Genomic DNA, 18,362 nt, shown 5'->3' on the forward strand with positions numbered 1-18,362 from the left:
GTCTGGCTAATCGCGTCGCAGCCGCGCTCAACGGCGCGTCGGGGGCATGTTCGCCTGGCGGACAAAGTGGGGGACGCGGTGTCCTTGTCGCCTGATCGTCATAGTGTGAAGCCGATGATAGGATGGGCAGCACTATGACGACGAACAGCGGGACCAATCGACGCGGATGGACCTTGGTCTGCGGACTCCTGCTGGTGATGACGATATGTCACGGAACGATCAGTTCGGGCCTGCCCACGCTCGACAAGGCTCTGCTCGCCGATCTCGGCATTTCGCGCGGCGACCTGAAACTTCGCGAGACGATCTTCCTGATGTCGTCGGGCCTTGCGGGGCTCGGGATCGGCATCCTCACCCGCCACATCGCGCCGCGCCGGATCGTGATCGCCGGGCTGCTGCTGATGTCGGCGACGCTCTACGCCTATAGCAAGGCCGCGACGATCGGGCAGATCTACGCCCTCTACGTTCTGTTCGGGCTGTGCTTCGCCAGCTCGCACGTCGTGATCATCGTCCTGCTGATCCGCGAACGCTTCGAAACACGGCGCGCCTTTGCGACGTCGGTAGCCTTGTCGGGCACCAGCATCGGCGCGTCGCTGTTCCCGCCGCTGATGGTGCTGGCGCAGGAGCATATGGACTGGCGCCACCTGCTCGCCGGCCTCGCGATCGTGCCGTTGCTGATCCTGCCGGTCGCCGCCTTCCTGATCCGCCCGCCGCGCGATGTGGCGACGACGACCGAGGAAAGCACCGTCGCAGCACCGGTATCGATGGCATCGACGCCGCGCAGCCCGCTGGGCGTCACGCTGCTGATCATCGCGACCTTCGGCACCTTCTTCGGATCGACCGCCTTCCTGCTCAACCTGTTCCTGCACCTGCAGGATATCGGGCTGAACCCGCGCACCGCGGCCGCCGGCATGACGGTGGTGTTCACGCTGGGCCTCGTCGGCAAGGTGATGGTCGGCGCAGCCGCCGAACGCTGGGGCGTGCAGACGGTGTGGTCGACGCAGCATTTCCTGCTGCTCGGCGGCGCGATCCTGCTGACGCTCAGCAAGCCGGCCTTTGCGTGGCCGGGTCTGGTCCTCCTCGGGCTCGGCTGGGCCGGCTGCTATGTGCTGACGCAGGTCGTGATCGCGGACTTCTTCGCGGGGCCGAAGCTGGGGCAGCTCACCGGCTGGTTCATCGTGCTGGAGGCGATCGGATCGGGCAGCGGCGTGTGGCTGGCGGGCGTCTTCTACGACCATTTCGGCAGCTACAAGCCGGGCTTCATGCTGTGCTGCGCGCTGATCGTGGTCGCGCTGGTCGCCGGCCTGTTCTTCCGGCGCGAGGCGATGCGCCTGAAGCGGGCGGTGCTCGTCTAACACACCTCGTCATTGCGAGCGTAGCGAAGCAATCCAGGCCCGCACTGGAGAGGCTCGCGACCTAACTCTAGTGCGGGCCTGGATTGCCGCGTCGCCTGCGGCTCCTCGCAATGACGATGAAAAGGGGGGGGCGCGGCTTACTCCGCCGCCGCCATCTCGTCGCCGATCGCCTTGGCGCAATCCTTGAGTGGTTCCAGGAACCGGCGGATCGCGTCGGGGATCGACAAAGCGTTGGCGAAGAACACCATCGTCAGCGCGCCCAGCAGGACGTCGCCTTCGAAGATCGGCACCGCCATCGACGATGTCTTGCCCGGATTGGCCGAATATTGCGTGCGCGTCGCAGCGGCATAGCCCTGCCGCCTTATCTTCGCCGTCGCCTCGCCGCTTTCGAACTCGCGCAGGGTGAGGTTGTCGACGCCACGCTGGTTGACGCGATAGGCCTTGAGCAATTCCTCCTGCTCGTCGGGCGAGGCGAAGGCGAAATAGACGCGGCCCGATGACGACGGCAGCAGCGGTACCTGCCACCCCGGATAATAATTGTTGAAGGTGAGCGAGGTGAGCGCACTGGTCGAATCGCGCACCACCATCGCCTGCCCCACGCGCGTCACCACGCTGATCGGCCAGTCGATCAGCCGGGTCAGCCGCGTGATGTGCGGGCGCGAAATACTCACCAGACGATCGTGATTCTGGAATCCGCACGACAATGTCTGGATCAGGGCGGTCGGGCGGTAACGCTTGCGCGACGGCTCGCGCTCGATCAGCCGCTCCTCCAGCAACGTGCGCACGATGCGCGTCGCGGTGGGGTGCGGGATGCCCGCATTGTCCGCAATTTCGGTCAGCGTGAGCGCGCCGTTGCGGTTGATCGCCTGCAGCACCGCGATCGCGCGGCTGATCGCGCGGATCGATCCGTCTTTTTCGGCCTTCTGATCGTCTTCCATACGGGAAACGTCCTTACCTGACGGGCGCAAGTCAAGCGCGGGCAACACCGCTCGCCGGGCACTGTCCGCCAGGCGAACAAACAGCGCAAGTGATTGGCGCCGTTACGCAACCGAATGCCATCTGAACCCGTGTGACAGACATAAGACTTGGGTGGTCATAAGATGCGGAAAGTCGAAGTGCTGGTGGTTGGGGCCGGCCCCGTCGGGACGGTATGCGCAGCGCGGCTGGCATCGATGGGTTTGTCGGTGATGCTGGTGGAAGCGGAATCGTCGTGCGCGAACGATCTGCGCGCTTCGACTTTCCATGCCGCCTCGCTGGAAATGCTCGATGAGATCGGTGTGGCCGAACCGCTGATCGCACAGGGGCTGAAGGCGCCCGTCTATCAGTGGCGCGATCGCCAGAGCGGCGAGCGGCTGGAGTTCGATCTGAGCGAAGTCGCCGATCGCACCCGCTATCCCTTCCGTCTCCAGTGCGAGCAATTCTACATGGCCAACCTGCTGGCCGAACGGCTGGCGGGCGAGAGCAATGTCGAGGTGCTGTTCAACGCGCCGTTGATCGACGCGCGCGACACCGGCGACGAAGTGATCGCCACCATCGAGCAGAATGGCGAGAAGGTCGAGATCGCGGCCAGGTTCCTGGTCGGCGCGGACGGATCGCGCTCGATCGTCCGCAAGCTGATCGGCGCGGAGTTCGGTGGGTTCACCTATGAGGAGAAATTCCTCAGCATGTCGACCCAGTTCCCGATCGAGGACGTCGTTCCGGATCTGTCCTACGTCAATTACATCGCCGATCCCGCCGAATGGCTGGTCCTGCTGCGCGTGCCGAAATTCTGGCGCGTGCTGGTGCCGGCCGATGGCGATGCGACCAATGAGGATCTGACGTCGGATGCGAAGGCGGCGGACGTGTTCCGCCGGATCGTGGGCGATCAGCCGGTCGTCACCGACTATCGCCAGATCTATCGCGTGCATCAGCGCGTGGCCGACAAGTTTCTTAAAGGTCGCATGGCGATCATCGGCGATGCCGCGCACCTCAACAGCCCGATGGGCGGCTTCGGCATGAACAGCGGCATCCACGATGCGTGGAACCTGGCCGACAAGCTGCATCGCATCCTGCGCAAGGGCGGCGACGCCGGCCTGCTCGCCCTGTTCGAGCGCCAGCGCCGCACCGTGACGCACAGCTTCATCCAGGCGCAGACGATCGAGAATATGGCGCTGATGGAGCAGGGCGCGGACGAAGCGGCCAAGAAGCGCCGCGAACGCATGCGCACCATCCACGCCGATCCCGGCCTGCGTCGCGACTATCTGCTGCGCCAGGCCATGTTCCAGAGCCTTGAAGAAGAGGAGGGCATCCAGTGACCGACCTTCAGATCGCACCCCCCATCGAACGCCGCAACAAGGACGTTCTGGGCTATCGCTACAAGTTCGGCGTGCTCGGCCCGTCGACCAACACGGTCGTCCAGCCCGACTTCGACGATCTGCGCCCCGCGGGCGTGACCAACCATTACAGCCGCATCGTCGTCGACAATGCCAAGGCGGTTTCGAACGAGACCTTCATGGCCGGCGCGTGGGAGATCAGCCACAACACGATCGACGCGGTGAAGGGCGTGCTGACCTGCGCCCCCGATTATCTGGTCATGGGCATGTCGGCCGTCACCTTCTTCGGCGGGGCCGAAGGTGCGGTGAAGTGGCGCCAGAATGTCGAGCAGGTTTCGGGCCTGGGCGTTTCGACCGGCGCGGAATCGGTCGTCGCCGCGCTCAAGGCGTACGGGCAGAACATCAAGAAGGTGGCGTTCTTCTCGCCTTATTATCCGACCGCCAATGCCGAGGTCAGCAACTTCCTGTCGGATCACGGTTACGAAACGGTGCGCGACATTCCGCTGCAGTGCCCGTCGTGGCATGCCATCGCGGAACAGACGCCCGAAACGATCCGCGATACGTTCCGCGCGCTCGATGGCGACGATGTCGATGCGCTGATCCAGTGCGGCACCAACGTGTCGGCGATGCGGATCGCGGCGGCGGCCGAACTGTGGCTCGGCAAGCCGGTGATCGCGATCAACACCGCGACCTACTGGCACGCGCTGCGCGCCAATGGCGTGATGGATCGCAAGGAAGGTTTCGGCCGTCTGATGGAGGAGTTCTGATCATGGGCGCGATGCGTAAGACCGAAAAACCGCTCCAGCGCATTCGCGCCTCCGAAATGCCGTGGGAGCCTCTGGGCAAGCACGGCCTGCGCCGCCGCCTGCTGGGCCTCGACGAGGCGACCGGGCATGTCACGTCGATCGTCGGCATTCCCGAAAACTGGCGCGGCGGCGGCGTCGCCCATTATCATGACGCGGTCGAGGAAGTGTTCATCCTCGAAGGTTCGGTCACGCTCGACGACGTGCATTATTGGAAGGAGGGCGATTATTTCTATCGCCCCGCGCACATCGTCCACGGCCATGACGAGAAATCGCATATCGGCGCGATGGCGCTGACCCGCAGCGACGGCGTGCTCGTCCTCAACCTCGTCCACGAACCGGCCGAGCCGAAGGAATATCCGCTGCCGGAATCGAACGATCCGCGCGGCCACGTCTTCAGCCTGCCGGTCGCCGATGTCGCCGCCGGCCCCGACGCGGCCTTCCCGGCCGAATGGGGCATCAAGCCGCTCAGCGCCGATCCGGTGTCGGGTGCGCGCACTTTGATCGCCGAAATCCCCGCCGGCTGGCAGGGCACGGCGCCGGTGCTGGGTACGGATTGGGAGGCGTTCATCCTCGCCGGTTCGGTCGATGGCACCGCGGGCGACTTCGTGCCGCAGGACTATACGTCGGGTGAGGCGGATACGCCGCTGCTGGGCGCGACCGGATCGACCAAGGGCTGCACCGTCCTCGTCTGGCAGTTCGGCCGTCAGTAATGCGCGCGGCACGGCTTCACGGTCCGGCGGATCTGCGGATCGACGACATCGAAATCCCCACGCCCGGACCGGGCGAGGTGCTGGTGCGCGTGCTGGCTTATTCGCCTTACGGCACCTGCCTCGGCGTCTATCTCAATCGCGGCGGGCGCTACGTTACCGAATATCCGATCGGCATCGGCGCCGATTTCTCGGCGGAGATTGCGGCGCTCGGGCCGGACGTGACGGGCTTCGAAGTCGGGCAGCGTGTCACCGCGCAGTCGCTCGACAATTGCGGCACCTGTGCGAACTGTTCGGCAGGCCGCACCAATCTGTGCCTCTCGCCCGATCTCGGCCGCTACGTTCGTCAGATCTGCGCGCAGGATTATGCGCTCGTTTCGGTGCGCAAGCTGTGCGTGATGCCCGATGGCGTCAGCGATGAGGCGGCGGCGATGATCACCGGCGTCGTCGATGCGCTCAACGCCTTCGACAAATTGGGCCTGCCCGAAGGTTCGCCGGTCGCGATCGTCGGGGTCGGCGCGATGGGACATGGCGCGATCGCCACCGCCCGCGCGATCGGCCTCAAGCCCATCGCCATCGGCGGGCGCGGCGCCAAGGCCGGCATGGCGGGCGAACTGGGCGCCGAGCGCGTGTTCCGCATCAATGCGCATGGCGAGGATGTCTCGCCTGCGGTGCTGGAGGCTTTCCCCGCTGGCTTTGCCGGTATCGTCGAAACATCGGCGACCGAATGGGGCATGGAGCAGGCGTTCAAGGTCGCGGCCCCCGGCGCCACGATCGCGCTGACCGGCGGCGGCGCTTTGCCCGTCACCAACTGGGATATCGTCAACCGCGAACTCCACGTCGTCGGCGTACGCGGCGGCCCCGATCAGGCGCGCGCGCTGCGCCTGATTGCGGAAGGCAAGCTCGATCTCTCCCCGACGATCAGCGCGCGTTTCCCGCTCGAACAGGCGGCGGACGCCTTCGCGCTGCTGACCGGCGACGCGGCCAAGGATGTCGGCCGCGTCATCATCCAGATCGCGCGCTGATCCGATGGCGGGCCGCACCCTCTACGACAAATTGTGGGACGCGCATGTCGTCGCCGACATGGGCGACGGATCGACGCTTCTCTATGTCGATCGTCACCTGCTGCAGGAGGTGAGCACCCACCAGTCCTTCCTCGCCTTGCGCGACCGCGATCGCCCCGCGCGGCGGCCGGGCGTGAACCTGGCCGTGCCCGATCATGCGGTGCCCAGCGATGGGCGCAGCGAGGCGTTGACCGGGCTGGCGGCGGCGCAGGTCGCGCGGCTCGCGGAAAATGCGCGCGACTTCGGCCTGCCGCACATCGCACTCGATGATCCGCGTCAGGGCATCGTCCATGTGATCGGCCCCGAACAGGGCTTCACGCTGCCCGGCATCACTTTGGCCTGCGGTGACAGCCACACCTCGACCCACGGTGCTTTCGGCGCGCTGGCCTTCGGTATCGGCGCGAGCGACTGCGCGACCGTGCTGGCGACGCAGTGCATCGTCCAGACGCGCGCGAAGACGATGGAAGTGCGGATCGAGGGCGATCTGCCCGCCTGGGTCGGGGCGAAGGATCTCGCGCTCTACCTGATCGGCCGCTTCGGCGCAGGCTTCGGCACCGGCTATGCGGTCGAATATCGCGGCGAGGCGGTGTCGGCCATGTCGATGGCCGCGCGCATGACCCTGTGCAACATGACGATCGAGGCGGGCGCGCGCATCGGCCTCGTCGCGCCCGACGCGACCACCTTTGCGTGGGTCGAGGGACGGCCTTATGCGCCGCAGGGCGACGCCTTCGCCGCAGCCGTCGATTACTGGCGCACGCTGCCGAGCGATGCGGACGCCGTCTATGACGCGACGCTGACGGTCGATGTGTCGAACCTTTCGCCGCAGGTGACGTGGGGCACCAACCCGCAGGACGCCGCCGCGATCGGCGGGCGCGTGCCTGATCCCGAAGCCGCACCCACCGATGCGGCCAAGGCGCAACAACGCCGCGCGCTCGATTATATGGGCCTGACGGCGGGCGCGGCCTTGACCGACATCGCGATCGACCGCGTGTTCATCGGCAGCTGCACCAACGGCCGGATCGAGGATCTGCGCGAGGCGGCGAAGGTCGCCGCCGGCCGCCGCGTCGCATCGAACGTCCGTGCGCTCGTCGTTCCCGGCTCCACCCCGGTCAAGCATCAGGCCGAGGCCGAGGGGCTCGACCGCATCTTCCGCGACGCAGGCTTCGAATGGCGCGAGGCGGGCTGTTCGATGTGCGTCGCGATGAACGAGGATCGGCTGACCCCCGGCGAACGCTGCGCCGCCACGTCGAACCGTAATTTCGAAGGACGGCAGGGCCGGGGCGGGCGCACCCATTTGATGAGCCCCGCAATGGCCGCGGCCGCCGCCGTCACCGGCCACCTCGTCGACGTGCGGGATCTGGTATGAAGGCCTTCACCACGCTCGAAGCCCCCGCACTCGCGTTGATCGAGGACCGGATCGACACCGACGTCCTGTTCCCGGCGCGCTTCCTGCTGATCATGGAGAAGGACGGGCTGGGCCGTTACCTTTGCTATGATCGCCGCTTCGATGCCGATGATCAGCCCGTCGACAATCCGGTCGATCCGGCGCTGGCGGCCGGTGCGGGGATCGTGCTGGCAGGGCGCGAATTCGGTTGCGGATCGAGCCGCGAGCAGGCGGTCTGGGCGCTCGCGGGCGCGGGCATCACCTGCGTCGTCGCCGAAAGCTTCGGCGAAATCTTCGCGGCGAACTGCCTGCGCAACGGCGTGCTGGCGATCCGGCTGGATCGCGAGGCGATAGGCCAGTTGACCGATGCCGCCGCACAGGGTGCGCTGAGCGTCGACCTGCCTGCCCAGCGCATCGGGCGCGGCGACATCTCGATCGCGTTCGATATCGATGCGCCCGCCAAGGAACGCCTGCTCAACGGCTGGGACGAGATCGACACGATCATGGCCCGCGCCGCCACCGACATCGATGGGTTCGAGGCCGCACAGCGCCGCGCCCAGCCCTGGCTCTACTGAAGGACGAGAAAGATGAGCGACGACCTGTCCGAAAACTATGCCCGCGCCTTCGGGCGTCGCGTCGGCTTCGGCGACAAGCTGGCGCTGATCGTGATCGACATGGTCGAGGCGTACTTCAATCCCGAATGCGATCTCTACATGGGATCGGACGCCTCGCTCCTCTCCACCCTGCGCGTTCGCGAAGCGGCGCGGGCGGCGGGCGTGCCGGTGATCCTGACCAACGTCGTCTATCATCCGCTCGCGCTCGACGGCGGCCGCTTCTTCGAAAAGTCGAAGCCGCTGCGCTATTTCCTGCAGGGCAATCCGATGGGCGCTTGGCCCAAGGGGCTGGTGCCCGAGGCCGACGAGCTGATCGTCTCGAAACAATATCCCAGCGCCTTCTTCGGCACCTCGCTCGCCTCGACGCTGACCGCGATGGGCGTCGACGGCGTGATGCTGACCGGCGTTTCGACCAGCGGTTGCGTGCGCGCGACCTGCGTCGACGCGATGTCGCATGGCTTCCGGACCTCGGTGATCGCCGAGGCGTGCGGCGATCGGCACCCCGCGCCGCATGAAGCCAACCTGTTCGACATGAACGCCAAATATGCCGACGTCGTCAGCGAAGCCGAGACGATCGCGCATCTGAACGGCCTCGCCGCCAAGCGCGGCTAGCCCCGAACACCCGCAGGAGGGCGTAGCGCCGGGCAAGGGCTGGTCCCCTTGCCCGGCGTTTTCCGTTGAGGGCTGAAAATCACCGTTCGCCAGGCGAACAAAGCCCGCTGACCTTGTTCCGTCACACGGGCGCCCAAGCAAAACTCTTTCCCTGGACGGTGGCGCGGTGCGCCGCCTTGGGAGGGAGGCCCAGCATGACCAGCATAGAGATTGTCGAGGTCGGTCCGCGTGATGGCCTTCAGAATGAAAGCCTCGTCGTGCCCACCGCGGACAAGATCGAGCTTGTTCGCCGTGCGGTGAGCGCGGGCATCCGCCGGATCGAGGTGGCGAGCTTCGTCAACCCGAAGAAGGTGCCGCAAATGGCCGACGCCGCCGAGGTTATCGACGGCCTGCCCGATATCGACGGCGTCACCTATATCGGCCTCGTCCTCAACGTGCGCGGCGCCGAACGGGCGCTGGCGACCAAGGTTCACGAACTGGGCGCGGTGTGCGTCGCGACCGATAGCTTCGCGATGCGCAATCAGGGGCAGACCGCGTTCGAATCGGTCGATGTCGCGCGCGACATCATCCGCCTCGGCCTCGCCGAAGGGCGCAGCGCGCAGGTGACGATCGGCGCGTCCTTCGGCTGCCCGTTCGAAGGCGATGTTTCGCCCGATCATGTCGTCGAAATGGCCAAGCGCCTTGCCGACGCCAATCCCCGCGAAATCGCGCTGGCCGATACGATCGGTGTCGCCGTGCCCGCGCAGGTGACCGATCTGGTTGGCCGCGTGCGCGATGCGATCGGCGACATCCCGGTCCGCTGCCATTTCCACAACACCCGCAACACCGGCCTGGCGAACGTCTGGGCGGCGGTGGAGGCGGGCGCCGCCACGATCGACGCCTCGCTGGGCGGCCTTGGCGGCTGCCCCTTCGCGCCGGGTGCGGCGGGCAACGTGCCCACAGAGGACGTCCACTATCTGCTCGATCGCTCAGGTGTGGCGACCGGGCTCGATCTCGACGCGCTGATCGCGGCGAACCGCTGGTTCACCGATGTGATGCGCAAGCCACTTCCTTCGATGGTCGCCCGCGCCGGCGGCTTTCCGCAGAATATCCGGAGCAACTGAGACATGGCATATCGTCTGGGCGTCGACGTAGGCGGCACCTTCACCGACCTGCTCCTCCTTGAGGAGGAATCGGGCAGCTTCTGGCGGCACAAGACGCCGTCGACCCCGGCCGACTCTTCGGTCGGCATCCTGAACGGCGTCACCGCGATCTGCGAGAAGGCCGGGATCACGCCGGCGGATATCGAGACTTTCCTGCACGGCACGACGGTCGCGACCAATGCGGTGCTGGAAGGGAAGGGCGCGCGCGTCGGTCTGATCGTCACGCGCGGCTATCGCCAGATCATGCAGATCGCGCGCAGCTTCGTGCCGGGCGGTCTGGCCGGCTGGATCATCTGGCCGAAGCCCGAGCCGCTGGCGGCTTTGCTCGACACGTTCGAGATTCAGGGGCGTCTGGATGCGCGCGGCAATGAGATCGAAGGCATCGACGATGCCGACATTCGTGGGCAGCTCGAAAAGCTGAAGGCGCAGGGTGTCGAGGCGCTGACGGTCAGCCTGATGAACGCTTACCTCAACGGTGCGCATGAGAAGCGGGTCGCCGAACTGGCGGCCGAGATCATGCCCGACATCCCCGTCTCCTTGAGCCACGAAGTCCTGCCCGAAATGCAGGAATATGAGCGCACGCTGACGACGGTCGCCAACGCCGCGGTGCGCCCGGTGGTCGGCCGCTACGTCCGCAACCTGCGCTCCAAGCTGCGCGACAGCGGGATGGCGGGGCGGCTGTCGCTGCTGCGCTCGGACGGCGGGCTGATGTCGTCGGAAATGTCCGAACAGCATCCGGTGTCGCTGCTGATGTCGGGCCCGGCGGGCGGCGTCACCGGCGCTTTGTGGGTCGGCAAGAATGCGGGCATCAAGAACATCCTGACGCTCGACGTCGGCGGCACCTCGACCGACGTCGCGCTGATCGAGAACCTTGAGGCGCGCCGCGTGCGCACCACCGAGGTCGGCCACCTCGCGGTCCGCGCCTCGGCGCTCGACGTCAAGACGGTCGGTGCTGGCGGCGGCTCGATCGCCTACGTTCCCGAACTCACCAAGGCGCTGCGTGTCGGCCCGCAGTCGGCGGGCGCGGTGCCGGGGCCGGTGGCCTATGGCAAGGGCGGCACGCTGCCGACGGTGACCGACGCCAACGTCGTGCTGGGCTATCTGCCCGAGGCGTTGCTGGGCGGCACCTTCAAGCTCGATCGCGAAGGTTCGATCAAGGCGGTCCAGACGATCGCCGACGCGCTGGGCATCGGCCTGTACGAAGCCGCGCGCGGCATCATCGACATCGTGAACGAGAATATGTTCGGCGCGCTGCGCATGATCTCGGTCCAGCAGGGCTATGACCCGCGCGACTTCGCGCTGATGGGCTTTGGCGGCGCCGGCCCGCTCCACGTCAATGCGGTCGCGCGGCTGATGGGCAGCTGGCCCGCCGTCTCGCCGGTCTCGCCGGGCGTGCTGTGCGCGCTGGGCGACGCGACGACCCGCACCCGCACCGAGACCGCGCGCAGCTTCTCCAAGCGGTTCACCGAGACCGATGAGGCCGAGGTGATCGGCATCCTTGAAGAGATGCGCGCGCAGGTGGAAAAGCAGCTCACCGACGACGGCATTCCGGCGTCGGAGATCACCGCGCAGTTCGAAATCGATGTCCGCTACGAAGGCCAGGCGTTCGAAGTGCCGCTGTCGATCGATCCCGAAACGCTGCGCTGCGACGGGCTTGCCGGGGTCGAGGCGCGCTTCGATGAGGAGCATCACCGCCTCTTCACCTTCAACATGGAAAGCCCGCACGAGCTGGTGAACCTGCGCGCGGTGGCGATGGGCGCGACGCTCGATCTGCCGGCGGCCGATCTGCCGGTCGGCGACGGCGATCCGGCGCAGGCCAAGATCCGCGACCATCAGATCTGGCTCGACGGCGATTTCCGCCCCGGCGCGATCTACGACCGCGCCAAGCTGGAGCAGGGGGACATCATCCCCGGCCCCGCCATCGTTATCGAGATGGACTCGACCACGCTCATCGAAGGCGGCTGCGTCGCCACGGTCGACCGCGTCGGCAACATCCTGATCAATCCGGCCGCCTGAAGGAGGCTATAGAAGATGCCCGCACAGATCATCGAAACCCATCCCGCCCCCTTCGCGTCGAAGCCGATCGATCCGGTCACGCTGGAGGTCATCGAAAACGCGCTGCGCAACGCACGCGTCGAAATGGACGCGACCCTGGTCCGCACCGCGATGTCACCCGGCATCCGCGAACAGGGCGACGCCTTCCCGCTGATCGCCGACCATAAGGGCCGGATGATCGTCGGCCAGTTCGGCAGCTTCATCGGCGGCTTCCTGGCCGGCTATGAAGGCACGATCGAGGAAGGCGACATGTTTATGATGTCGGATCCCTATTCGGTCGAAGGCGCGATCAGCCATTCGAACGACTGGATGGTGCTGCTGCCCGTCTATCGCGAGGGGCGCCTGCTCGCCTTCACCGCGATGTTCGGGCACCAGAGCGACATCGGCGGCAAGGTCGCCGGCTCGATGCCGATCGACGCGCATTCGATCTTCGAGGAAGGCGTGCGCATCCCGCCGGTGAAGATCTATTCGAAGGGCGTCTATAACGCCGATCTGATCCGTCTGATCATGCACCAGTCGCGCAAGGCCGATTGGTGCAAGGCCGATCTGAACGCGCTCATCGCTTCCTGCCGCGTCGCCGCACGCCGGATCGAAGAGATGGCGGTCCGCTTCGGCGAGGACGTCTATGTTTCGGCGACCGAGGAACTGCTCGCGCGCAACTATCGCGCGATGAAGCATCTCATCTCGACCTCGATCGGCGAAGCGCCGGTCAGCTTCGAGGATTTCATCTGCGACGACGGCATGGGCTTCGGCCCCTATCGCATCCGCTGCACCATGCACCGCGAAGGCGAAAAGGTCATCCTCGATTTCGACGGCACCGATCCGCAGAGCCCGGCCGCGATCAACTTCTTCCTCAACGAAAACATGTTCAAGATGTTCTTCGGCATCTACATGATCATGGTCTTCGACCCGCAGATCCTGTTCAACGACGGCTTCTACGATCTGATCGAGGTGCGCATCCCCAGGGGCTCGCTCCTCAAGCCGAACTATCCCGCCGCGCTCTCGGGTCGCACCCACGCGCTCGGCCGCATCTTCGATATCCTGGGCGGATTGCTGGGGCAGAAGACCCCCGAATTCCTCAACGCGGCCGGTTTCTCCTCCTCGCCCCACCTCTTCTATTCGGGCGTGGATGGAGAGGGGCAGTGGTTCCAGCTGTTCCAGATCGGCTTCGGCGGCATTCCGGGGCGCCCGATGGGCGACGGGCCGGACGGCCATTCGCTGTGGCCGGGCTTCACCAACGTGCCCAACGAGTTCCTCGAACGCTACTTCCCGCTCGTTATCGAACGCTATGAGACCGCCCCGGATTCGGGCGGTGCGGGCCTCCATCGCGGCGGCAACGGCATCCACATGACCTACCGCTTTACCGAGCCGGGCACGATCGCGATCCACGACGACCGCTGGTTCACCAAGCCGTGGGGCGTCAACGGCGGCAAGCCGGGCGCGCGCGCCAAGAAGATCCTCGAAAAGGCCGACGGCACCCAGACCATCGTCGGCAACAAGCTCGAGAATATGGCCGTCGAAGCGGGCGACATGCTCCACTTCATCACCTGGGGCGGCGGTGGCTGGGGCGATCCGCTCCAGCGCGATCCGGCGCTGGTGGCGAAGGAAGTCGCCCAGGGCCTCGTCACCGTCGAAGGCGCGCGCGCTTATGGCGTCGTGATCGTCGACGGCGCGGTCGACGACGCCGCGACCACGAAGCTGCGCGCCGACATGACGTCGCCCGATCCGCTGCCCTTGTTCGATCATGGCGGATCGATTGAAGAACTGCGCGCCACCTGCGAAGCCGAAACGGGCCTGCCCGCGCCGCAGCAGCCGGTGTGGCGCCACCTTGCGGTCGCGGCGGAGTAATCGGCATGACAGACGTTGTGAACAATGGCGCCCTCAAGGGCATCCGCGTGGTCGAAATGGGCCAGCTCATCGCCGGCCCCTTCTGCGGCCAGCTGCTCGGCGACATGGGCGCCGAGATCATCAAGATCGAGCCGCCCGAAATGGGCGATCCGATGCGCAACTGGGGCCACGGCGACGAGAAATTGTGGTGGGAGGTCGTCTCCCGCAACAAGAAGTCGGTCACGGCCAATCTGCGCGTGCCCGAGGGACAAGAAATCGTGCGCAAGCTCGTCGCCCATGCCGACATCCTGATCGAGAATTTCAAGCCCGGCACGCTGGAGAAATGGGGCCTCAGCCCCGAAACGCTCCACGCGATCAACCCCGGCCTGATCATCGTGCGCGTCTCGGGCTATGGCCAGTCCGGCCCCTATTCGAGCCGCGCGGGCTTCGGCGGGATCGGGGAGGCGATGGGCGGATGGCGCTACATCGTCGGCGACCCCGATCGCGCGCCCAGCCGCATGGGCGTCTCGATCGGCGACAGCCTGGCCGCCACCTATGGCTGCATGGGCGCGCTCGCCGCCCTCCACGCCCGCCAGACCACCGGCAAGGGCCAGGTCGTCGACAGCGCGCTCTACGAAGCCGTGCTGCAGGTGATGGAAAGCATCGTCCCCGAATATATGATTTCGGGCCACATCCGGAAGCGCACCGGATCGATCCTCGAGGGCGTCTCCCCCTCCAACGTCTATCCGTGCAGCGACGGCGAATATCTGATCGGCGCCAATCAGGACGGCATCTTCGCCCGCCTCGCCAAGGCGATGGGCCAGCCCGAACTGGCGCAGAACCCGCGCTACGCCACCCACGTCGCCCGCGCGAACAACCTGCGTGAGCTCGACGAGATCATCGCCGAATGGACCCGCACGCTCACGGTCGACCAGCTCGAAGCGCTGATGATCGAACACAGCATCCCCGCCGGCAAGATCTACCGCGCCGCCGAGATGCTCGAAGACCCCCACTTCGCCGCCCGCGATGCGCTGGTCGAGGTCGACAGCCCGCGCTGGGGCAAGTTCAAGATGCAGAACGCCTTCCCGCGCCTGTCCGATACCCCCAGCTCGATCCGCACCACCGCGCCGACCGAAATCGGCCAGCACAATGCGGAAGTGTTCGGCGACCTGCTCGGCATGAACGACGACGAGATTGCGGGGCTGAAAGCGCAAGGCGCGATCTGATAGAGGCTTCGGTCATGACGACCGAAGCCGACCTTTCCATCCGCCTCACCCGAGCCGCCTTCAACCGCGCGCTCGCCGAGGCGGACCTTGCCGCGATCGGGCCATTGCTTGCGCCCGACGCGGTCCTCGTCACCGGCACCGACAGCGCATTGCTGTCGGGCCGCAAGGCGCAACTCCTCGCCTGGAAGCGCGAATTCGCCGCGCCCGAACGCGTCATCTACACGCGCACCCCCGACCGAGTGGTCGCCTCATCCATCGAGCCGATCGCCTTCGAACATGGCACATGGCAAGGCGCGGTCGGCGACCGGATCATCGCCAGCGGCGACTACACCGCGAAGTGGCGACAGACGGGTGCCGCGTGGCTGATCGAGGCGGAGCTTTATTTGACGCTGGGGTAGTGCGCGATAAGGGCGCGTGACGAAGGCTGATTATTTCAAAAGCTGAAGTCAGCCGACATCACGCCTAGCCAGATAGTCGGCTTGATGTGCGGCGTCGGCATCAGTGACGATCTGATCCTCTATGCCGTCCGGCGGAACCCATTCTTCATCAACGGACATGCGCCCATATATTCGACGCGCTTCAAAACTCGATGAAGCGTAGATGCTCAATGTTCGCTTCAGCGCCGGAAAGCAGTCTGCGATACGTTTATCAGAGGCTTCGCTTACAAGGGTAAATTCCTCGAAGCCCTCTTCGTCAGTCCAGACTTCCCAGAGCAAATACGGCATTCGACAATCGTACTTCGGCTCGCATTGTTGGGCAAATGTCCCAATTCCGAAGCTCAACTCTGCTTCAACCGCGCACGCGTCCCGGCATCGGTAATGAACACCGAAACATTGTCCGCATCGTCATAGGGCGCCCGCGCCATCGCGCCGCCGTCGACGCCCAATATCTGCCCCGAAACGTAGCGCGAGAGATCGGACAGGAAGAACAGGATCACGTCCGACACATCGTCGGGCAGCCCGCGCCGGCCCAGCGGGATCACCGCGCGTTCGGCCGCCTTCTCCGCCTCCGCTTGCTCGGCCGAATTGGTGTTCAGGCTGTCGCGGCCGATCTTGGCGGTCTTGATCGTGCCGGGGGAGACCGCGTTGACGCGGATGCCGATCCGCCCCCATTCGACCGCCATCGTCCGCGTCAGGTTCATCAATGCCGCCTTCGACGCGCCATAGCCGGCGGCATAGGCCATCGAAACCTGCCCCACCATCGACGCGGTGTTGACGATGCTGCCGCCTTCGCCATGCGCCTGCATCATCCGCGCCACCGCGCGCGAGGCGGCGAGGCCGGGGAGGAGGTTGAGCCGGATCAGCCGTTCGAAATTCGCCTGTCCGTCGAGGTCGAGCAAAGGCGCGACCAGCTTGCGATCGGGAATGCCGCCGACGATGTTGGCTAGCCCGCGCACCAGCCCGAAGTCGCGCTGCGCCTCCTCCAGCACTGTCGCCAGCCCCGCCTCGTCCTCCAGGTCGATCTGCACGACGCGGTGCCCGTCGCCCAGCGCGGCGCGCGCCGTCTCGCAACCGATCTCGGTCTTGTCGAGGCCCAGCACGGTGCCGCCCGCCTCGGCGATACGCGTGCAGGTGTCTGTCCCGATCCCGCCGCCGCCGGCCCCCGCCACGACGTACAGCCCCTTCGCCAGTTCGAGCATCATCCTCTCCCGTCTGTTTTGCCGACAGCGTAGCGGGCCGGCGCGCTACTCGAAATTGTAAATCTTCTCGATATCTGGAAAAACTATTCCAATCGTCTTGACGGCTATGACCGGCAATGGTTCGGTCCCCGGCGAAGCCCGACGTGGATATGGGCAGCAGGGAGCGGCGAAAGACGCATGGAAGATGCGAAGCATATCGCCCTGTTCGGCGCCGGCCCCGTGGCGTCCGAACTGGCGGAAGGGTTGGAGGCCGGCGGCGCGCGCGTGACCGTCATCGATCCTTCGGCGGCTTATGATCTGGCGGCGCTGGGGCCTGTCGACGCGCTGATATGGGCGTGGATCGATCCGCGCGCGGGCAAGCCCGCCAGGATCCACAAGATGTCGGCCGATCATTGGGCCGCGATTGCGGAGGAGCCGCTGCACCACATCCTCGCTTTCTTCAAGGCGGGCTATCATGCGCTGCGCGAACGGGGCGGGGCGGTGATCCTGATCGAACCGTCGCTGGCGATGACGGGCGCTGCGGGCCTCGTCGCCTGGGCGACCGTCGCCGAAGGGCAACGATCGATCGCCAAGGCGGTCGCGCGCAAATGGGGGCCGCTGGGCATCACCGTGAACAGCCTCGCCGTGCCCGGCGCGCTGCTGGCGGGGGCGGGGGACGCCGATCTCGAACGGCCCGGCCTGCCCGCGATGAGCCTCGCCGCGCCCGATCTGCGGCACAGCATCGCGCCCCTCATCGCCTCGCTGCTGACGCCGGCATGGCGCAGCGTGACGGGCACGACGATCAGCGCCGACGGCGGAAGGTGGATGACGCCATGAGCGCGAAGAAGAAGGCGGCGCAGGCTGCGAACATGAAGCATTATCTGGATGGCCGCGTGGTCCTCGTCACCGGCGGCGGATCGGGGCTGGGGCGGGGCATCTGCTTCGCCTGCGCCGATGCGGGCGCGCGCATCGTCATCCTGTCGCCGGGCGACAATGGCGGCGTCACCGAGGCGGCGATCCGCGAGAAGGGCGGCCACGCCATCTGGGTGAAGGGCGACGTCAGCCGGATCGAGGACGTCACCGAAGCGGTCGAGCGCAGCATCGCGGTGTTCGGCAAGCTCGACGCCGTCGTCCACAACGCGATCAGCCGGGGCGGCGGCACGCTGGCCGAGGTGCAGGATATCGATGAGGATCTGTGGCGCGGTGGCGTCGCGGTGTCGCTGCGCGGCGCCTACAATCTCGCGGTCGCCGCCAGGCCGCATCTCAAGCGCGGGCGGGGGCGCTTCGTCCTGTTCACCTCGCCCGCGGGGATGGAGGGTTCGGTGCGTATGCCTGCCTATGCCGCAGTGAAGGGCGCGCTGCGCGGCTTCGCCAAGAGCCTTGCGGTCGAATGGGGGCCGGATGGCATATCGGTGAGCGTCGTCTCCCCGCTCGCGCTCAGCGAGGGGCTGGAAAAGGCGTTCGCGATCGATCCGGGGCTCAAGGCGCGAATGGACAAGGTGGTCCCGCTCGGCCGCGTCGGCGATCCGACCACCGACGTCGCGCCGGTCGTCGCCTTCCTCGTCGGCGACGGCGCCCGCTATATCAACGGCCAGACGATCATCGTCGACGGCGGCCGCTACACGACATTGTGAAGGACTCAC

Annotated in this window: 18 protein-coding genes; 15 read left to right on the plus strand and 3 right to left on the minus strand. The window is 66.3% G+C overall.

Annotation, left to right across the window (positions count from 1 at the left end; all coding sequences use genetic code 11):
• Positions 1–134: 134 nt before the first annotated feature.
• Entirely contained in the window at positions 135–1,352 is a 1,218-nt protein-coding gene (locus tag EOD43_RS07025; protein ID WP_164857136.1) for an MFS transporter, read from the plus strand.
• A gap of 137 nt (positions 1,353–1,489) precedes the next feature.
• Here the strand turns inward: EOD43_RS07025 and EOD43_RS07030 are convergent, their stop codons facing one another.
• Positions 1,490–2,290 (minus strand): helix-turn-helix domain-containing protein, encoded by an 801-nt coding sequence (locus EOD43_RS07030; RefSeq protein WP_127742402.1) that lies wholly within the window; start codon positions 2,288–2,290, stop codon positions 1,490–1,492.
• A gap of 162 nt (positions 2,291–2,452) precedes the next feature.
• Between EOD43_RS07030 and EOD43_RS07035 the strand changes: the two genes are divergently transcribed.
• The 12 genes from EOD43_RS07035 (at position 2,453) to EOD43_RS07090 (ending at position 15,499) form a co-directional block, all read left to right on the plus strand.
• The gene (locus EOD43_RS07035) at positions 2,453–3,646 is read left to right on the plus strand and encodes an FAD-dependent oxidoreductase (protein WP_127742404.1); all 1,194 of its coding nucleotides are present in this window, start codon (positions 2,453–2,455) and stop codon (positions 3,644–3,646) included.
• Complete coding sequence (locus EOD43_RS07040) at positions 3,643–4,431, plus strand: maleate cis-trans isomerase family protein (RefSeq protein ID WP_240653113.1); 789 nt, start codon at positions 3,643–3,645, stop codon at positions 4,429–4,431. Before EOD43_RS07035 ends, EOD43_RS07040 begins: the two co-directional genes overlap by 4 nt.
• A 2-nt stretch (positions 4,432–4,433) precedes the next feature.
• Complete coding sequence (locus tag EOD43_RS07045; protein WP_127742405.1) at positions 4,434–5,180, plus strand: cupin domain-containing protein; 747 nt, start codon at positions 4,434–4,436, stop codon at positions 5,178–5,180.
• A complete protein-coding gene (locus EOD43_RS07050; RefSeq protein ID WP_127742407.1) occupies positions 5,180–6,202 on the plus strand; it encodes a zinc-dependent alcohol dehydrogenase in 1,023 nt (340 codons plus the stop codon). The genes EOD43_RS07045 and EOD43_RS07050 overlap by 1 nt, the downstream gene beginning before the upstream one ends.
• Positions 6,203–6,206: 4 nt before the next feature.
• On the plus strand, positions 6,207–7,607 hold the full coding sequence (gene leuC / locus EOD43_RS07055; RefSeq protein WP_127742409.1) for a 3-isopropylmalate dehydratase large subunit: 1,401 nt from the start codon (positions 6,207–6,209) through the stop codon (positions 7,605–7,607).
• Positions 7,604–8,200, plus strand: coding sequence for a 3-isopropylmalate dehydratase small subunit (gene leuD / locus EOD43_RS07060; protein ID WP_127742410.1), 597 nt, complete (start codon positions 7,604–7,606; stop codon positions 8,198–8,200). The genes leuC and leuD overlap by 4 nt, the downstream gene beginning before the upstream one ends.
• Before the next feature lie 12 nt (positions 8,201–8,212).
• Positions 8,213–8,851, plus strand: a complete 639-nt coding sequence (locus EOD43_RS07065; protein WP_127742412.1) for an isochorismatase family protein — start codon at positions 8,213–8,215, stop codon at positions 8,849–8,851.
• A 194-nt stretch (positions 8,852–9,045) separates the two neighbouring features.
• Positions 9,046–9,954 carry a hydroxymethylglutaryl-CoA lyase gene (locus tag EOD43_RS07070; RefSeq protein ID WP_127742414.1) on the plus strand — a complete coding sequence of 303 codons (909 nt, stop codon included), beginning with the start codon at positions 9,046–9,048 and terminating at the stop codon, positions 9,952–9,954.
• 3 nt (positions 9,955–9,957) lie between these two features.
• Positions 9,958–12,009, plus strand: a complete 2,052-nt coding sequence (locus EOD43_RS07075; protein WP_127742416.1) for a hydantoinase/oxoprolinase family protein — start codon at positions 9,958–9,960, stop codon at positions 12,007–12,009.
• A gap of 15 nt (positions 12,010–12,024) precedes the next feature.
• Positions 12,025–13,896: a hydantoinase B/oxoprolinase family protein gene (locus EOD43_RS07080; RefSeq protein WP_127742418.1), complete on the plus strand. Its 1,872-nt coding sequence runs from the start codon at positions 12,025–12,027 to the stop codon at positions 13,894–13,896.
• Between the two features lie 5 nt (positions 13,897–13,901).
• Positions 13,902–15,101, plus strand: coding sequence for a CaiB/BaiF CoA transferase family protein (locus tag EOD43_RS07085; protein ID WP_127742420.1), 1,200 nt, complete (start codon positions 13,902–13,904; stop codon positions 15,099–15,101).
• A gap of 14 nt (positions 15,102–15,115) precedes the next feature.
• The gene (locus EOD43_RS07090; RefSeq protein WP_127742422.1) at positions 15,116–15,499 is read left to right on the plus strand and encodes a nuclear transport factor 2 family protein; all 384 of its coding nucleotides are present in this window, start codon (positions 15,116–15,118) and stop codon (positions 15,497–15,499) included.
• A gap of 48 nt (positions 15,500–15,547) precedes the next feature.
• Here EOD43_RS07090 and EOD43_RS07095 read toward each other — a convergent pair whose 3' ends face one another.
• A complete protein-coding gene (locus EOD43_RS07095; protein WP_127742424.1) occupies positions 15,548–15,826 on the minus strand; it encodes a hypothetical protein in 279 nt (92 codons plus the stop codon).
• A 53-nt stretch (positions 15,827–15,879) separates the two neighbouring features.
• Positions 15,880–16,743: an SDR family NAD(P)-dependent oxidoreductase gene (locus EOD43_RS07100; protein WP_240653114.1), complete on the minus strand. Its 864-nt coding sequence runs from the start codon at positions 16,741–16,743 to the stop codon at positions 15,880–15,882.
• Between the two features lie 174 nt (positions 16,744–16,917).
• Between EOD43_RS07100 and EOD43_RS07105 the strand changes: the two genes are divergently transcribed.
• Both EOD43_RS07105 and EOD43_RS07110 read left to right on the plus strand, forming a co-directional pair.
• Positions 16,918–17,556 (plus strand): SDR family oxidoreductase, encoded by a 639-nt coding sequence (locus tag EOD43_RS07105; protein WP_127742426.1) that lies wholly within the window; start codon positions 16,918–16,920, stop codon positions 17,554–17,556.
• Positions 17,553–18,353 carry an SDR family NAD(P)-dependent oxidoreductase gene (locus EOD43_RS07110; protein ID WP_164857137.1) on the plus strand — a complete coding sequence of 267 codons (801 nt, stop codon included), beginning with the start codon at positions 17,553–17,555 and terminating at the stop codon, positions 18,351–18,353. Before EOD43_RS07105 ends, EOD43_RS07110 begins: the two co-directional genes overlap by 4 nt.
• Positions 18,354–18,362: the final 9 nt, after the last annotated feature.

Origin of the sequence: Sphingomonas crocodyli, from assembly GCF_004005865.1 — a bacterium.
Taxonomy (GTDB): Bacteria; Pseudomonadota; Alphaproteobacteria; order Sphingomonadales; family Sphingomonadaceae; genus Rhizorhabdus; species Rhizorhabdus crocodyli.

Coding starts and splice junctions, on each gene's coding strand:
- EOD43_RS07025 (WP_164857136.1), top strand. CDS start 135: ATGACGACGAACAGCGGGACCAATCGACGCGGATGGACCTTGGTCTGC.
- EOD43_RS07030 (WP_127742402.1), bottom strand. CDS start 2,290: ATGGAAGACGATCAGAAGGCCGAAAAAGACGGATCGATCCGCGCGATC.
- EOD43_RS07035 (WP_127742404.1), top strand. CDS start 2,453: ATGCGGAAAGTCGAAGTGCTGGTGGTTGGGGCCGGCCCCGTCGGGACG.
- EOD43_RS07045 (WP_127742405.1), top strand. CDS start 4,434: ATGGGCGCGATGCGTAAGACCGAAAAACCGCTCCAGCGCATTCGCGCC.
- EOD43_RS07050 (WP_127742407.1), top strand. CDS start 5,180: ATGCGCGCGGCACGGCTTCACGGTCCGGCGGATCTGCGGATCGACGAC.
- leuC (WP_127742409.1), top strand. CDS start 6,207: ATGGCGGGCCGCACCCTCTACGACAAATTGTGGGACGCGCATGTCGTC.
- leuD (WP_127742410.1), top strand. CDS start 7,604: ATGAAGGCCTTCACCACGCTCGAAGCCCCCGCACTCGCGTTGATCGAG.
- EOD43_RS07065 (WP_127742412.1), top strand. CDS start 8,213: ATGAGCGACGACCTGTCCGAAAACTATGCCCGCGCCTTCGGGCGTCGC.
- EOD43_RS07070 (WP_127742414.1), top strand. CDS start 9,046: ATGACCAGCATAGAGATTGTCGAGGTCGGTCCGCGTGATGGCCTTCAG.
- EOD43_RS07075 (WP_127742416.1), top strand. CDS start 9,958: ATGGCATATCGTCTGGGCGTCGACGTAGGCGGCACCTTCACCGACCTG.
- EOD43_RS07080 (WP_127742418.1), top strand. CDS start 12,025: ATGCCCGCACAGATCATCGAAACCCATCCCGCCCCCTTCGCGTCGAAG.
- EOD43_RS07085 (WP_127742420.1), top strand. CDS start 13,902: ATGACAGACGTTGTGAACAATGGCGCCCTCAAGGGCATCCGCGTGGTC.
- EOD43_RS07090 (WP_127742422.1), top strand. CDS start 15,116: ATGACGACCGAAGCCGACCTTTCCATCCGCCTCACCCGAGCCGCCTTC.
- EOD43_RS07095 (WP_127742424.1), bottom strand. CDS start 15,826: ATGCCGTATTTGCTCTGGGAAGTCTGGACTGACGAAGAGGGCTTCGAG.
- EOD43_RS07100 (WP_240653114.1), bottom strand. CDS start 16,743: ATGATGCTCGAACTGGCGAAGGGGCTGTACGTCGTGGCGGGGGCCGGC.
- EOD43_RS07105 (WP_127742426.1), top strand. CDS start 16,918: ATGGAAGATGCGAAGCATATCGCCCTGTTCGGCGCCGGCCCCGTGGCG.
- EOD43_RS07110 (WP_164857137.1), top strand. CDS start 17,553: ATGAGCGCGAAGAAGAAGGCGGCGCAGGCTGCGAACATGAAGCATTAT.